Origin of the sequence: Saccharophagus sp. K07 (genome assembly GCF_014336955.1) — a bacterium.
Lineage (GTDB): Bacteria > Pseudomonadota > Gammaproteobacteria > Pseudomonadales > Cellvibrionaceae > UBA5868.
Genome location: NZ_QRAI01000001.1, coordinates 172157 through 187459, shown reverse-complemented (window position 1 = coordinate 187459; position 15303 = coordinate 172157). Strand labels below are relative to the sequence as shown.

The 15303-nt window shown below is 53.3% G+C and carries 14 protein-coding genes; 10 read left to right on the top strand and 4 right to left on the bottom strand.

Annotated elements, in window-relative coordinates; translation table 11 throughout:
• The first annotated feature begins 49 nt into the window (after positions 1 to 49).
• The 7 genes from DWB84_RS00820 (at position 50) to DWB84_RS00790 (ending at position 7815) form a co-directional block, all read left to right on the top strand.
• Positions 50 to 994, top strand: a complete 945-nt coding sequence (locus DWB84_RS00820; protein ID WP_187407867.1) for an IS5 family transposase — start codon at positions 50 to 52, stop codon at positions 992 to 994.
• 194 nt (positions 995 to 1188) lie between these two features.
• A complete protein-coding gene (locus DWB84_RS00815) occupies positions 1189 to 1989 on the top strand; it encodes a hypothetical protein (RefSeq protein ID WP_187407866.1) in 801 nt (266 codons plus the stop codon).
• A 177-nt stretch (positions 1990 to 2166) separates the two neighbouring features.
• Positions 2167 to 2979, top strand: a complete 813-nt coding sequence (locus DWB84_RS00810) for an autoinducer binding domain-containing protein (protein WP_187407865.1) — start codon at positions 2167 to 2169, stop codon at positions 2977 to 2979.
• A 351-nt stretch (positions 2980 to 3330) separates the two neighbouring features.
• Positions 3331 to 4821: a hypothetical protein gene (locus DWB84_RS00805; protein ID WP_187407864.1), complete on the top strand. Its 1491-nt coding sequence runs from the start codon at positions 3331 to 3333 to the stop codon at positions 4819 to 4821.
• 11 nt (positions 4822 to 4832) lie between these two features.
• Entirely contained in the window at positions 4833 to 5438 is a 606-nt protein-coding gene (locus DWB84_RS00800; RefSeq protein ID WP_187407863.1) for a hypothetical protein, read from the top strand.
• A 203-nt stretch (positions 5439 to 5641) separates the two neighbouring features.
• Positions 5642 to 7306: an energy-dependent translational throttle protein EttA gene (ettA, locus tag DWB84_RS00795; protein ID WP_187407862.1), complete on the top strand. Its 1665-nt coding sequence runs from the start codon at positions 5642 to 5644 to the stop codon at positions 7304 to 7306.
• A 125-nt stretch (positions 7307 to 7431) separates the two neighbouring features.
• A complete protein-coding gene (locus tag DWB84_RS00790) occupies positions 7432 to 7815 on the top strand; it encodes a PilZ domain-containing protein (RefSeq protein ID WP_187407861.1) in 384 nt (127 codons plus the stop codon).
• 24 nt (positions 7816 to 7839) lie between these two features.
• On the opposite strand, the gene radA is transcribed toward DWB84_RS00790, so the two are convergent.
• Together radA and DWB84_RS00780 are read right to left on the bottom strand one after the other, a co-directional pair.
• A complete protein-coding gene (gene radA, locus DWB84_RS00785) occupies positions 7840 to 9204 on the bottom strand; it encodes a DNA repair protein RadA (protein WP_187407860.1) in 1365 nt (454 codons plus the stop codon).
• The gene (locus DWB84_RS00780) at positions 9191 to 9790 is read right to left on the bottom strand and encodes an NADAR family protein (protein ID WP_255428767.1); all 600 of its coding nucleotides are present in this window, start codon (positions 9788 to 9790) and stop codon (positions 9191 to 9193) included. Before DWB84_RS00780 ends, radA begins: the two co-directional genes overlap by 14 nt.
• 61 nt (positions 9791 to 9851) lie before the next feature.
• Between DWB84_RS00780 and DWB84_RS00775 the strand changes: the two genes are divergently transcribed.
• From DWB84_RS00775 to DWB84_RS00765, 3 genes are all read left to right on the top strand, one after another.
• On the top strand, positions 9852 to 10949 hold the full coding sequence (locus tag DWB84_RS00775; protein ID WP_255428766.1) for a DnaT-like ssDNA-binding domain-containing protein: 1098 nt from the start codon (positions 9852 to 9854) through the stop codon (positions 10947 to 10949).
• Entirely contained in the window at positions 10912 to 11553 is a 642-nt protein-coding gene (locus DWB84_RS00770; RefSeq protein WP_255428765.1) for a replication protein P, read from the top strand. The genes DWB84_RS00775 and DWB84_RS00770 overlap by 38 nt, the downstream gene beginning before the upstream one ends.
• A 139-nt stretch (positions 11554 to 11692) precedes the next feature.
• Positions 11693 to 12511 (top strand): glucosaminidase domain-containing protein, encoded by an 819-nt coding sequence (locus tag DWB84_RS00765; protein ID WP_187407859.1) that lies wholly within the window; start codon positions 11693 to 11695, stop codon positions 12509 to 12511.
• Here DWB84_RS00765 and DWB84_RS00760 read toward each other — a convergent pair.
• Together DWB84_RS00760 and parC are read right to left on the bottom strand one after the other, a co-directional pair.
• A complete protein-coding gene (locus DWB84_RS00760) occupies positions 12504 to 12773 on the bottom strand; it encodes a PilZ domain-containing protein (protein WP_187407858.1) in 270 nt (89 codons plus the stop codon). The genes DWB84_RS00765 and DWB84_RS00760 overlap by 8 nt on opposite strands.
• A gap of 258 nt (positions 12774 to 13031) precedes the next feature.
• On the bottom strand, positions 13032 to 15278 hold the full coding sequence (gene parC / locus DWB84_RS00755; RefSeq protein WP_187407857.1) for a DNA topoisomerase IV subunit A: 2247 nt from the start codon (positions 15276 to 15278) through the stop codon (positions 13032 to 13034).
• Between the last annotated feature and the right edge of the window lie 25 nt (positions 15279 to 15303).

Genomic DNA, 15303 nt, shown 5'->3' with positions numbered 1-15303 from the left:
CCAAAAATTTGGCATAATTAGCACAGCTCAACTCTTAGGGTAATCGATTATGAATCAGCTCACTTTTGCCGAAGCCGAATATAACGCAAAGAAGCGCAAAACCCGGCGGGAAAAGTTTCTCGAACAAATGGATACGCTGATTCCCTGGAAGCAATTGGAGCGCAAGATCCAGCGGCATTACCCCAAAAATGGCCAAGGGCGCCATCCCTACCCGTTAAATGTCATGCTGCGAGTTCACTGCATGCAGCTGTTTTACAATCTCAGCGACCCAGCTATGGAGGATTCACTGTACGAGATCGAATCCATGCGCAGATTCGCAGGCTTGAGCTTGAGCGGTTCCATACCGGACGAAACCACTATTTTGAAATTCCGCCATTTGTTAGAGCGCTACAATTTAGGCGAAGCCCTTTTTAAAGAAGTGAACCACCATCTCGACAAACAGGGATTAATACTGAAAGAAGGTAGTATTGTTGATGCCACTATTATCGAAGCGCCCACCTCGACCAAAAATGAAAATGGTGAGCGTGATCCCGAAATGCATCAAACCAAGAAAGGCAACGAATGGCATTTTGGGATGAAAATGCATGTTGGCGTGGATGATACTTTGGGTGTTGTTCATACGCTAACTACCACGTCTGCCAATGAGCACGATATAACGCAATTGTCGGAACTGCTGCACGGCGAAGAGGGTACCGTTTGGGGCGACGCGGGATATCGCGGCGCAGAAAAAAGACCCGAGCTAAAAGATGTGGAAGTGGATTGGCTAATTAGTCAGCGTCCCGGTGTTCGCAAAACATTAAGAGGAATTGCCGCACGGGCAGAAAAAGCCAAGGCCCAAGTGCGAGCGAAAGTAGAGCACGTATTTTTAAAGATCAAACAGCAGTTTGGCTATGCCAAAGTGCGTTACCGGGGACTCGCCAAAAATACCAACCGGCTTTATGTTTTAGCGGGTTTTGCAAACCTGCTTACCTGCAAGAAATTCTTGCTGACCTAGGGTCAGTGCGCCTTAAATCTGGCAATTGGCCAGATTTAAGGCAAAACAAGTAGGAAAAACGGGAAAAATCATGCCTTTTCCGCCATGAATGAAATTGAGAATTATTCAAAAAATATGAGTGAAAAAATTTGAACTTAATCAGAGCTTCCCTAACTCTGACGAGCGGGCAAATATGCCCGCTCTGACTTCGGCCCATGAAATTAAAACTGCTTCTGCTCCTCATATTATTTGCCAAAAGCTATTTGGTTTATGCAAATCCTGAAGCCAGCATTGAAATTGCCACTCGCTCACTGCAATACCATGAGCAACTGGACGATAAAATTTTCGTCAACGAAAAAGGCAAGGCACATCAGGCCACAATTCAATATAGAAAATTTCTTTCGCCGTCCTGGCATTTAAATGTGCAAAGCCAAATAACCTACGGAACTCTGGACTATGAGGGTCAGACTCTGTTGGGTACGCCCTTGATAACAGAAACGGATTACCGACTGGGCAATATTGCCTTGCAAATTCAATACGCCCATTCGACACAATTTTTTACCGTTTTCCCCTATCTGAAAATCTCGCCTCATTATTGGAGTAGAAAAGTATTGCCTACGGAGCACACAGCTGCAGTGAGGATTTCCAGACGTTGGTGGGAAATGGATGCCGGAATTATTCTGCACAAACCCCTGATCAATCACTGGAGCATTCAGTTCGAGACCTACTGGGGAATCAGCGCCGGCGAAAAAGTGATGTTTGACTATACAAGTTCGGGATTTGCCAAAAAATCTGCTGATAGCAATCAAGGTAATTTTTGGGGAGCCGGAATCTGTGTGGCAAAACAATTCCAGTCTCCTTGGCGGCTGACTACCGGGTATCGCCTGCATCACGCACACTGGGGTAAAAGCGACACAGTCATTTTTGATCACCCGACCATGCTGTCTTTGTTTGAACCGAGAAACCGCCTCAAAAACGCTGAAATCTTTATAGGACTGTCCACGCGCATCCAATGATGCCATTATTCCGCCCTGCCCGCTGAACATCACCACCTACGCAGATAACGCCTTGGCTTACTAGAACGATAAATCAGATGCTAACTAGCCACCTTCCAGCACTTGACCTGCTAAACGCAATGTTTCATAAATGGCGCATGATCACCGAAGCGAAAAAAGCGCCACCCCGAGGCTGATATGCCGCAGCTGCAGCAGGTATTTTTGGAATTTTGTGAAACCCTCTATTCCGCGACCGACATAGACACCATGTTCAACGCGCTGGAAAAGGCCGTCCTGGCCATGGGGTTCGACAATCTTTCCTACACCTTCATACCCGGGGCACTCGGTCGTTCCCTCAATCAGCTCAGTCCCATATTCCGAATTTCCAAATCCTATAACGCCAAATTTATCCAGCATTACAGCGAGGCCCGGTTTGGCAAGGATGACTTCACTATCAAACGCATCACCAGCGGTGACCTGACGCCAATGGTGTGGTGGCGCGAGGCGGAAGAACGACGGTTGGCGAAATCCGAGCTGGAAGTCATCACCGTCGCCCGTGAGGACTACGGTATCCATCAGGGAATTTCCGTTCCGGCCTTCAGCGACGGTTACAACATCGCTGGCGTCAGCGTCACCCGAGAAGAAGTCGACCGCGGATTTGATCAATTGTATGAAGAGCGCGGCGAATACCTGCGCAAAATGTCGCTGATGTTCAGCGACAGAGTGCTCTGCACAACCGAAGCGAGAGCGATTTTTCTCGCCCCTTTGTTACGAACGCTCTCCTCCACGGAAAAGCGCGTTCTCAGCTCTCTGGCCAAAGGCAGTAATTTAAAAGCCGTCTGCCAGGAATTGGACTTGGATTACAAGTACGTTGCCAACAGCGTCATCAAAAACCTGCGCAAAAAGTTCGGTGACGTCACTCGGGATACTCTGATGTACGAAGCTGGCCTGCTCAATCTCGCCGACCTGATAGCTGGCGAGCGAAACTCACTCAAGCCCGCAAAAGGTTGAATTTTCCACGTTGTTTGGCGCGCAATTCCTTCCTACCATGACCGTTCCGCTACGGCCCTCAAATCCGGCATCAAGGAAGCCACAGAGCGCCATTAAGGCCAACAGGCCCGGCTTGGCAAAGTCATAACGCAGTCGTTTTTTGCTTTTCGAAGAACCAATAATCAAAGCGCTCGACAATCGAGGAATGCTCGTGGATGGGCTGTGCACTTTTCTTATGTCTGTATCCGTTCAATAGACATTTCCCAGGGATTTACGCAATCCCTGGAAGCAGTCGATGACAATCGCCAACCCGCTTACAGACTTGTTATATGAAACGCCGGTGAAACCGAAGAGCACCAACCTGGAGCGCCCTTGAATCCTAAATTGCTGACCAGATGCCTGGTACATCTGCTGAAAAGAGAGCGCCCCAGCTTATTTAAACGCCTCGCCCATCTGATCGCAGCCGCCCATCAATATGGCGTCGACATAGGGACGTTATTTTTTGTATGCCCCGCCGACCAGTCACAATTGCATGCGCTTTTTTGCAACAAGGTGGATGAAGCGGCCAATGATGATGGTGGAGGTATAGTTGCCACTTACACCGACGGCATCTCCTTTCGCATTCAAGCGTGCTCACTCCCCTATCTGGTCATGACAGCCAATCTTGTTGCGGAGCTCTTAGGGTTCGAGGAATTTATGCTTCGCGCCCGAGATATCGCCAGAGTCGTTAGTATTCGCGGACTCGTGGAGGCAATTGCACTGGATTGGGCGGACGCGTTTGAACAATATCGGCAAAAACGCAGCGGCATTAGCCAACAAAATCACCGATTTAAAACCATCATCGAGTTTCTGGATCGCCGTTTTGGCGAAGGTTGTTTTTCCTATATGGATATTCAATCCGATCAAGTTCTCGATTTTTGGATTGAACACTGCCGCAACAAGGATTTGAATGTCCAACGTTATTCGAAAGTTCACCAGCTTTTCGTGTCTTTCATCGAACACTTTGCAGCTGCAGCAGACAAAGTTGATTCCGGCCTGCCAAATGACAGCGTCGACCTTAGTGATTATTTGGATTCGTTGGTAGAAATTTGCTCGTCACTTCATGGCTGCACTTGGCAGGACGATTGGCTGGCTCTTGTTACCGAATTTCCGCAAATCACATTTCTAAATAAAGCCGATCTGAGCAACATCTCCTATTTGACGGATTTGCCAGCGCCAGCAATGCATCTTGCACTATCCGCTCTGCGCTCCCATTGTTTTGCACCTTTGCAAAATGCATTGATTGAATTCAGCAGCAAAAGTACTGATAAACAACTGACCCGTTTGTTGCATCTGCAGGAAACTCAGCGACACATTCTGAATTACACCGACGCTATTGCCAAAATCGAGGATGCCATAAGCGAATTCCGCAAAATTTGCCTTGCTTGCGCGCACATCCTTATAACCCACCAACACCCCGAAGGATTGCAATTGCTTTTTGCAATCTGCCCCGACCTTATCGGACACGAGTCTTTCCCTCATGATGCACCTACAAGCAGGCAATCGCACAATGGCTCAGTACAAACCATTCAACAACAACTGGCAGCCAATGCCCCACTTCCAGAGAGGCTGCAACAGGCTATGCAAAAATCCCGGGAAGCCTGGGAGTTCCTCGACTCAAATCATTATCTAAAAAATGACTTGATCCACCCCTGCTCGGTGACGACCGTAGCAGCAGTCGCTGAAAGATTGCCAAATGCTTTATTGCATTTGCATTCGATAAATCGGCGTTTAAAAAACTTTCTTAAAACTCCAGAGCAAAAAATGTTAAGTGACATTTCCACCATATTGGTCACTTTCGCATTGATTTACCAAAACTGGTGATAAGCAATCCTATGAACAAACGATGGAAAGATTTGACTGTAAGTGCGCGCCAGACCGTTATGCAGGAATTTATGGTGCACAACCAAGCAAAAGAATGGATAGAGCAATTTCCTGCCATCAGTCTGCGGCAGCTGTATTGCTATGTACAAAATCCGGAAGTTGCTGACAGTGAAAAAATTAAATCCGCATTGCGGCAGGACGAGGACATTTATAAACGCTATTGCGCCATTCTCGATTCTTTAGGTGCTTGCGTCATGATTTCCACCAAAACACCCGAAAGTCCAAACATGTTAATTCAAGGCCACTCGCCTACTGAGAGCGACCAGCACTGGCGCTACAGACTGGAATTATCCCCAGCTTCGCCAGATAAATATTTTCTGCTGATCAATACAGCTTCCGGATCAATGTCACCTACACGTCTTTGTGCACAAAGCGCACATGGCGGGTGCGTCGATTTACCACTGAATGAGGCACACCAGGGCGTGATTCATATGGTTTTTCACAATACACATCCGTTAATCGGAATCCTGCAGGATGAGAATCCCGAGGTCAGATTACTACCATCCCAATTGCGCAGAACTTCACTCCTCCCTGGGACAGCAGCACCGCGCAGGTGAACACGCCGCCACAAGTTCAGTTGATTCAACTATTCCTCATTCCTGTGAGGACCATTGATAGGCGACCGCAAGGTCGCCTTTTTTTATGGCAAAAGCCTTTTCAAACTCATACACCTGTTCGAACGGGCTGCAGTTGAAATCCCCCCGGTGGGGGGCTAATCTGCGCGCTCTTTTCCCTCACCCGCAAGTTTTGAGGTCGCCCAATGGCGCAATACGTCTATACCATGAACCGGGTTGGCAAAATCGTGCCGCCCAAACGCGAAATTCTGAAAGACATTTCCCTGTCGTTTTTCCCCGGCGCCAAGATCGGTGTGCTCGGTTTAAACGGTTCGGGAAAGTCGACTCTGTTGAAAATCATGGCGGGCCTCGACCAGGACATCCAAGGCGAAGCCCGTCCCATGCCGGGGATCAAAATCGGCTACCTGCCGCAGGAGCCGCAGCTCAACCCGAACAAAAACGTCCGCGGCAATGTGGAAGAAGGTGTGCAAGAAGCGGTGGATGCACTGGCGGAGCTGGACAAGGTCTACGCTGCCTACGCCGAGCCGGACGCCGACTTTGACGCCCTGGCCAAGCGTCAGGCTCAGCTTGAGGACATTATTCAAGCCTGGGATGCGCACAACCTGAACCACACCCTTGAAGTCGCCGCCGACGCTTTGCGCCTGCCGCCCTGGGATGCCGAGATCAAAAATCTGTCCGGTGGTGAAAAGCGCCGTGTCGCCCTGTGCCGCCTGTTGCTGTCGCGCCCGGATATGCTGCTGCTCGACGAGCCGACCAACCACTTGGACGCCGAATCTGTCTATTGGCTGGAGCAATTCCTGGTCAACTTCCCCGGCACTGTAGTGGCAGTAACCCACGATCGTTACTTCCTCGACAACGCCGCCGGCTGGATTCTGGAATTGGACCGCGGTCGCGGCATTCCTTATGAAGGCAACTATTCCTCCTGGCTGGAGCAGAAAGAACAGCGTCTGGAGCAGGAAGCCCGCACCGAAGCCGCCCGCCAAAAGGCTATGAAAGCAGAATTGGAATGGGTGCGGCAGAATCCGAAAGGCCGCCATGCCAAGAACAAAGCTCGCTTGGCCCGCTTTGAGGAAATGCAATCCCAGGAATACCAAGCGCGCAATGAAACCAACGAGATTTACATTCCGCCGGGCGAGCGCCTGGGTGACAAGGTCATCGAGTTCAAAAACGTCTCCAAGAGCTTTGGCGATCGCCTGCTGATTGACAACCTGAGCTTCAGTGTGCCCAAGGGGGCGATCGTCGGTATCGTCGGTGGTAACGGTGCAGGTAAAACCACCCTGTTCCGCATGATCAACGGCACGGAAACCCCAGACAAAGGCGAAATCATCATCGGCGAAACCGTCAAAGTCGCCTACGTCGAGCAGAGCCGCGACAATCTGGATAACAACGCAACCGTATGGGAAGCCGTGTCCGGCGGTCAGGACATTCTGAAGATCGGCAATTACGAGGTCAGCTCACGCTCCTACGTAGGCCGCTTCAACTTCAAAGGCACCGACCAACAGAAGCGCGTCGGTGAATTGTCCGGCGGTGAGCGCGGCCGCCTGCATCTGGCCAACACCCTGAAACAGGGCGCCAACGTCTTGTTGCTCGACGAACCGTCCAACGACCTGGACGTGGAAACCCTGCGCGCCTTGGAAGAAGCCTTGCTGGCGTTCCCCGGCTGTGCGCTGATCATCTCGCACGACCGCTGGTTCCTCGACCGCGTGGCCACCCACATTCTGGCCTACGAAGGCGACAGTGAAGTGGTGTTCTTCACCGGTAACTACACTGAGTACCACGAAGACTTCATCGCTCGCAAAGGTGCCAATGCCCAGCCGCAGCGCGTGAAGTACAAGCCACTGAAAGCTTAATCTTCCTCTCACAACCCAAAGGGCACCACTTGGTGCCCTTTTCTTTTCGTGCCACTGTTCAATTGGTAGCCGTCGCGCTGCGGGTCTAAACTTGGGCTGTTATCCCAATATGAGCAGCCATTTTCATGGAAAAGACCATAGTTACACCGGAGCGACGGAATTTCAGCCGAATTCCATTCGATGGGGATGTGCGCCTGTTGCAGGAAGGAAAACAGTACCAAGCACAGCTGCAGGATATTTCTGTCAATGGCGTGCTGATTTCCACTCCAGCCGACTACCACCTGCGCACCGATATTCCCTGCACCCTGCAGGTGACTTTGGCGGATGATGTCATCATCACCATGCAGGTTACGTTGGTACACAGCAGCTCGGCATTTCTCGGTTTTCACTGCACCAGCATCGATATGGACAGCATGGTGCATTTGCGCCGACTGATCGAAATCAACCTGGGCGAGCCAGGGGCCGCCGAGCGGGTACTGGCGGAGCTGCTAAAACGCCACCAGCAATAAGTTTTAGATGTAGGACAAAACGTTTTAGATGTAGGACAAAGCCTCGTCGATCTTCTTAACCGGGATCACTTCCAATCCGGCAATTTTCTCTTTGGTCGTATTGGCTGCAGGCACTATGGCGCGGCGGAAGCCGTGTTTGGCCGCTTCGCGCAGGCGTTCCTGCCCGCTGGGTACCGGGCGAATCTCGCCGGACAGCCCCACTTCACCAAACACCACCAAGTCACGCGGCAAGGTTATATCGCGGAAGCTGGATACCAGCGCGAACAGCAGCGCCAAATCGGCACTGGGCTCCATGATCTTTACCCCACCGACGGCATTCACAAAAACGTCCTGATCGCCCAGCATCAAGCCACCGTGGCGGTGCAACACCGCCAGCAGCATGGCCAGGCGGTTTTGCTCCATACCCACGGCGACGCGCCGCGGGTTGCCGTGGCTGCTGTCCACCAGCGCCTGGATCTCCACTAGGAGTGGCCGGGTGGCTTCCCAGGTGGCCATTACTACCGACCCCGGGGCGATTTCTTCCGCGCGCTGAAGAAAGATGGCCGAAGGGTTGGGCACTTCCTTCATGCCCTGCTCAGTCATGGCAAACACCCCCAACTCATTCACCGCGCCAAAACGGTTTTTGTGGCCGCGCAGGGTGCGGAATCGGGAGTCGTGGCCACCTTCCAGCATGATCGAGCAGTCGATAATGTGCTCCAGCACTTTTGGACCCGCCAGGGTCCCGTCTTTGGTGACATGCCCCACCAGAATCAGCACCGTCCCCGTCTGCTTGGCAAAGCGAGTCAACAATGCGGCGCATTCGCGCACTTGCGACACACTGCCCGGCGCGGAACTGATATCCGCCAGATGTACCACCTGAATCGAGTCCACCACCATAATGCCCGGCGCAACCTGTTGCGCCAGATTGACGATGCTTTCCACATTGGTTTCCGCCAGCACCTGCAAACGGTCCATGGGCAACCCCAGACGTTTTGCCCGCATGGCAACCTGCTGCAAGGATTCTTCGCCGGTGACGTACAAAGCACGGTGTGATTGCGAGAGTTTGCAGAGGGATTGCAACAGCAGAGTCGATTTACCCGCGCCCGGATGCCCACCGACCAGCACCACCGAACCCGGTACAAAACCGCCGCCGAGCACGCGGTCGAATTCGCCCATAGTCGAGGTAAAGCGCGGTACTTCAGTGAGGGAGACATCCTGCAGGGTTTGAATCTTCGCCTCGGTAGCACCGGCGTATCCTTTCAACACTCCTTCGCCACTTGAGCGGGTACTGCTGCTAAGGCGGACTTCCTTCAGCGAATTCCACGCGCCGCACTCGCTGCACTGCCCCTGCCATTTGGTGAAGTCGGCGCCGCAGTCGTCACAAACAAAGGCGGTTTTAGCCTTGGCCATTCGCAATCTCCTGCAAACGCTCACGCATCCGCCGGCGCACATCCATCCAGACCTGCCCCAACATGTTCTGTCCGCGCAGATCCCGCCCTATTCCCCAATAGTGGTCGTACAGCGATGTCTCGACGATCTTTTGCTCGCCCGTCGCCAACAAAAACTCGCCGACTTCCGGATTTTGCTGGGCTTTGCAATAGAGCGCCCGCGTCATCAGCACCCGGCGCACCTGCTTAAAATCACCCCGCTTGAGCGGCCACCAGCGATTGCCGAGCTTATACGCCTCCTGCGCCGACGAGGCCTGGGCAATACGCGCTTGATAGGCCGGATTGTGCGAAAACTTCTGCGCCTGATAACAATGCTCCGCCGACAGCCAAGTAGTTTCGTCCAGCACAAAACGGTGATCGGAAACGGTCGACAGCAAATGTCCTTCGTCGAAGCGGGAGAAACACAGAGCTTCTTCAAGATCGTTGGAAACGGGAAATAACATGACGGACTCGGGATCAGAAAAACGCGCCAACACTAACACAGGGGTTAAATCACACCAAGAAGAGCAGAGTCCGCAATAAGCTGCGCCTGTCCACACTTGCTCCATAAGACGGTTACCAATAATCGAAGGGCAGTGCTAGAGTATGGAACTAAGACTTGAGTTCCCCATGACCCGATCCCACGATCAAAACAGCTTGATACCCGAAACACCGATACTGGTTTACCCCACTCTGGCGGCCACCATTGGCCTCGAGGAAGCAACCATGTTGTCGATACTCACTGGCGTAGCGCGCAGCCAGACCGGGCTTAGCAGCAATGGGTATGTTTGGTTCACCTTGAACGAAACATCCGTCAGTCGCCTGATGCCCTTCTGGCAACCCCAAGATGTGCAGCGCGTTGCCGCCAACCTGCGCGAGCAAGGCTTGCTGCTGATCGCATCTGCTCCTTACGCCACCGCGCGCCAGCTAAAATTCGCGTTCAATGACAGAGTGGTACAAAGCGCATCTGCACCTGTGCCGCAGCAAATCGCCGCGCCGACGCCCGCCAGCAAAAACCTGATGCCGCCGTCCTGGCAACCCGACCGCGAAATCCTCGGCCGCCTGGCGCAGCACAATATTCCCAGCAGTTTTGCCCTGGAGCAGGTACCCGAGTTCGTCAACTACTGGCGCGAGCGCGGCGAGTCAGCCCACTCCTGGGGATCGAAGTTTATTCAGCACACCATCCGCAAATGGCGCGAATACGAAGCAGAGCAGAATGCGCGCAGCCGCGAGACGCTAATGCCGCGCAACTGGCGGCCCAGCGAAGAAGCAATTGATGTGCTGTCGCGCCACGCCGGCATCAGCCGTCAGTTCATTGAAGATGCGATTCCGGAATTTGAGCTTTATTGGCGGGAAAAAGGCGTGCGCTCGGACAACTGGAACAAAAAGTTTCGCGATCATGTCCATCATCAGTGGTTGCGCTACAAAGCTGCCCTGGAGCACGATCCTACGCCGCGCCGCATCCCACCCAATTGGGTGCCGTCCCAGGACGTCTACGAAGTATTGCGCTTGGCGAATATCGATATCCCCTTCGCCCAAAGTCTGTTGCCCGAATTCGTTATCTACTGGCGCGACAGCAACCAGGTGCATTCCTCCTGGAACACCCGATTTTTACAGTATGTGAAACAGCGCTGGGCGAAACGCCACGCGCAAGAAGATCCACAAACCAAGTCCACACGAGAATTGAGCCTTGCCGAACAACTCACCGACCGCAGTTGGGCCCTCTGAGCCCCCCCAATCGTCCAAAGATGCCGCTGCCCAGGCCCGCCGTTTGGCGATGGTGGATGCCATCAACCAGGTGTTCACCCTTTTCCGGCTGAATTATCACAACCAATACTTGAAGGCGTTCGGTAATGCTGCCGAACTCAATGAGGTCAAACGCCTCTGGCTGGAAATGCTGGGGCGGTTCGACGCCCGGACACTACTCAGCGCCGCCAAGATGGTGATCGAAACCAGCGAATACCTGCCGACGCTGCGCACCATGATCCACTACTGCGAAAAAGCGAGCAGCGATCTCGATCTGCCGGACGCTCACAGTGCTTATATCGAGGCCTGCCGCGCACCATCGCCCAAAGCGGCCTATAACTGGTCCCACCCTGCCGTCTATCACGCCGGCAAACGCTGCGACTGGTACTTTCTGCAAACCCAGCCGGAATCGGTCGCTTTCCCGATCTATCGGGATATCTATGAAGAAATCTGCCAAGCCGTGCGCAACGGAACTCAATTGGAACCGCCAGTGCCGCCCGCTCTGCCGGAAAAAGCGCCCGAGCCATTGGATAGAGCCCGCAATCAGGAGAAGCTCCAAGCGCTGCGTTCGTCGCTGAAACTGTGATATTCACCACATAATCATCTACGCTTTGGGGTAACAAGACGAAGCCGTAGATTGATGCATGGGTTTGAGATTTAAATCGGTTCTAGCTTATGGCCTCGCCGGCTACTGTATGTCCTTAGTCGGCACAGGCTTCTTCCTTATGAATTACCCGTGGCCCAGCGACAGCCCGTCGTTGGCGATCATCGAAGAAACACTCCCCCCTGACGCTTGGGTCGACCCTGCCCCGCCAAACTTCAAAGCCATCCGCGATATCGCCTCCCGCAAAGAAGCGTTTTTTCAGTTTTTTCAGCCCTTGATTGACCAGGAAAACCAACGCCTGCTTGAACAGAGGGAAATACTGCTACAGCTAAAAGAACGCGCCGCTCACGGCAAATTGCGACCGAAAGAACTCGCACTATTGGAGGAATGGCGGACGAGCTACAGCGTGGCAGAGGCCCCGCCTGCTGTTGTGCTGCAGCGTTTGGAACGGCGCATCAATCAGATTCCAGCGGCCATGGCACTGGCTCAGGCGGCTTCGGAATCGGCCTGGGGCACCTCGCGGTTCGCGCGCGAGGGTAATAACTACTTCGGCCAGTGGTGTTTCAAACCAGGTTGCGGAATGGTGCCCAATCGGCGCCGCGAAGGCGCATCTCATGAAGTTGCAACCTTTGCCTCGGCCAGGGAATCGGTGCGCGCCTACTTCCTCAATATCAATAGCCACTCGGCCTATCATGAACTGCGAGTTCTGCGGCAGGAGAAGACCGCCAAAGGAGAACCTTTAACTGGATATGAACTGGTGGGAGCGCTGCAGAAGTATTCGGAACGAGGGGAAACCTACATAGAAGAGTTGCGCTCTATTATCCGCGTCAATCACTTAGAACCGGATATCCCTGCGCAACTCTTGCTGTCTTTAAATTCGGAGGACCCGACTTTTAATGCGAAGAAAGAGCCGAACCCTGTAACCGAACAGGTTAAATAAACATCAAAGCAAAACCGTCTTTACTCAGACGGGCCACTTGCAAGCGGACTTTTTCCGTTTCACTGTCGGGACTTTCAATGTGCGCTTCCAGGGTGTCGCCCAAGCGCAATTGACTCAGTAATGCGGAATCTGTTTGCGACTGCAAATCGATAAAAATACCTGATGCGCTTATATCTTTTGTTACGACATCTAAGGAACCGAGCCGCTGATGCTTGAGCTGCATAGGGCAACGGATAGACGTTCGTCCGTGTTTTCGGAACATGACACAACCTCTGAACGTGTAAAGAAATTTCCGATACAGGAAAAAGAAAACTACAGAAGAATATGCGACTCGCCATGTAGCGTCGCGCTTGGCCAGGACTGTAAGCAGGCACTTAGAAAACGGGCGTAGTTTACGCCCGGGAGCGGGAAAAAAGCGAGTAGTAAAAGCGGAAAAACGTCAGCTTTTTTTACACCAACGTTTAAATCAGCGTGATTTTGGACAGGATTTGCACGAAACGAAACAGATCCTGTCCGTGCGTTAATCTATGAGCTCAATCCGGTCAACGCGCTGGAATCCTTGCGGCAATTTGTGCCCTCTGCGACCGCGCTCCCCCATGTAATGCGCCATATCTTTCAGGCGCAATTGCAGCGAACGTTTACCGCACCAGATTTTGACGGTTTGCCCCTCGGTCAGCGGAACCACTGCCACCATATATTCTTCACGGGTTTCCAAACGGCTGGTCTGGATACCTATGATCTTATTGCCCTTGCCTTTGGCCAGAACGGGCAATTCAGTGACCGGGAACACCAACATACGGCCGTCGTTGGTCACCGCCACCAACTGCGTTGTGCTGACGTCTTGAATAATAGCCGGAGGTAGTACCCGTGCACCTTCTGGTACCGTCAGCAGCGTCTTGCCCGAGCGGTTCTTGCTCTGCATATCTCCCAGTGTCGCGACAAAGCCGTAACCGGCGTCTGTGGCGAGCAAGATCGGCTGGGAATCCTCGCCCATCAACACTCCCATAAAGGTGGCACCACTGGGAGGATTGAGGCGGCTGGTGACAGGCTCACCCTGCCCCCGGGCCGATGGCAAGGAGTGGGCGGGAATACTGTAACTGCGGCCGGTTGAATCCAAGAGCAGCACCGTCTGCTGGCTTTTACCGCGAGCGAGAAACGCAAACTGGTCGCCCGCCTTATAGCTCAAGCTGTGCGGGTCTATATCGTGGCCTTTGGCCGAGCGAATCCAGCCTTTTTCTGACAGAACAACCGTCACCGGCTCGCTGGGCAGAAGTTCGGTTTCGCTGAACGCCTGAGCTTCGGCTCGTTCCACCAAGGGACTGCGGCGGTCGTCGCCGAATTCTTTTGCCGTCGCTTCCAGCTCTTTGCGCACCAGGGTTTTCATGCGTCGCTCAGACGCAAGAGTCGCTTCCAGGTCGGCTTTTTCCTTGGCCAGCTCTTCCTGCTCGCCGCGGATTTTCATTTCTTCCAGGCGCGCCAACTGACGCAAGCGGGTATCGAGGATGTAATTGGCCTGATCTTCCGACAGACCGAACCGCGCCATCAATTTTTCTTTCGGATGATCCTCGGTGCGGATGATGTGGATCACCTCATCCAGATTGAGATAAGCGATCAACATACCGTCCAACAAATGCAGACGGCGATCCACCCAATCCAAACGGTGCTGCAGACGGCGGCGCACGGTCTCCATGCGGAAAACCAGCCATTCAGTCAGCAGCTCCGCCAGGTTTTTTACCCCGGGCTTGCCGTCGTTGCCAATCAGATTGATGTTGACCCTGTAGCTGCGCTCCAGCTCAGTGGTGGCAAACAGGTGATTCATCAATGCGTCTACGTCGATGCGGTTGGAGCGCGGCACTATCACCAGGCGCGTCGGGTTCTCATGATCCGACTCATCACGCAGATCCGCCACCATCGGCAGCTTCTTCGCCTGCATCTGCGCAGCAATCTGCTCCAGGATCTTGGCACCGCTCACTTGATGCGGCAGAGCCGTGATAACGATATCACCCTCTTCTTTAATCCATTTGGCGCGCATTTTCACGCTGCCGCGGCCGGTTTCGTAGATGCGCACCAATTCAGCTCGCGGAGTAATGATTTCCGCATCGGTCGGCATATCAGGGCCGAGCACAAACTGGCACAACTCCGCCGGGGTCGCTTTGGGGTTTTCCAGCAGATGCACAGTCGCCGCCACTACCTCGCGCAGGTTGTGCGGCGGAATATCCGTCGCCATACCCACCGCGATCCCGGTAGTGCCATTTAACAGTACAGTCGGCACACGCGCCGGCAAAACCCGCGGCTCTTCAATGGTTCCGTCAAAGTTTGGCTGCCAATCCACCGTACCTTGGGCGAGTTCGCTCAGCAGCACTTCAGAAAACGGGGTGAGCTTGGCTTCCGTGTAACGCATGGCGGCGAAGGATTTGGGATCGTCCTGCGAACCCCAGTTGCCCTGCCCGTCGATCAGCGGGTAGCGAAAGGAGAACGGCTGCGCCATCAAAACCATGGCTTCATAAGCGGCTGAGTCGCCGTGCGGGTGGAATTTACCAATCACATCCCCCACGGTACGAGCGGATTTTTTGTACTTGGCCGAAGCCTTCAAACCCAATTCGCTCATGGCGTAGATGATGCGCCGCTGTACCGGCTTGAGACCGTCGCCCACATGCGGCAGGGCGCGGTCGAGAATCACGTACATGGAGTAGTCCAGGTACGCCTTCTCGGTGAATTGTTTAAGGGGAATACGTTCGTCTGCGGAAGGTGCAAGCAAATCAGTCATAGCGACGGCAAGTTTCCAAAGGGAC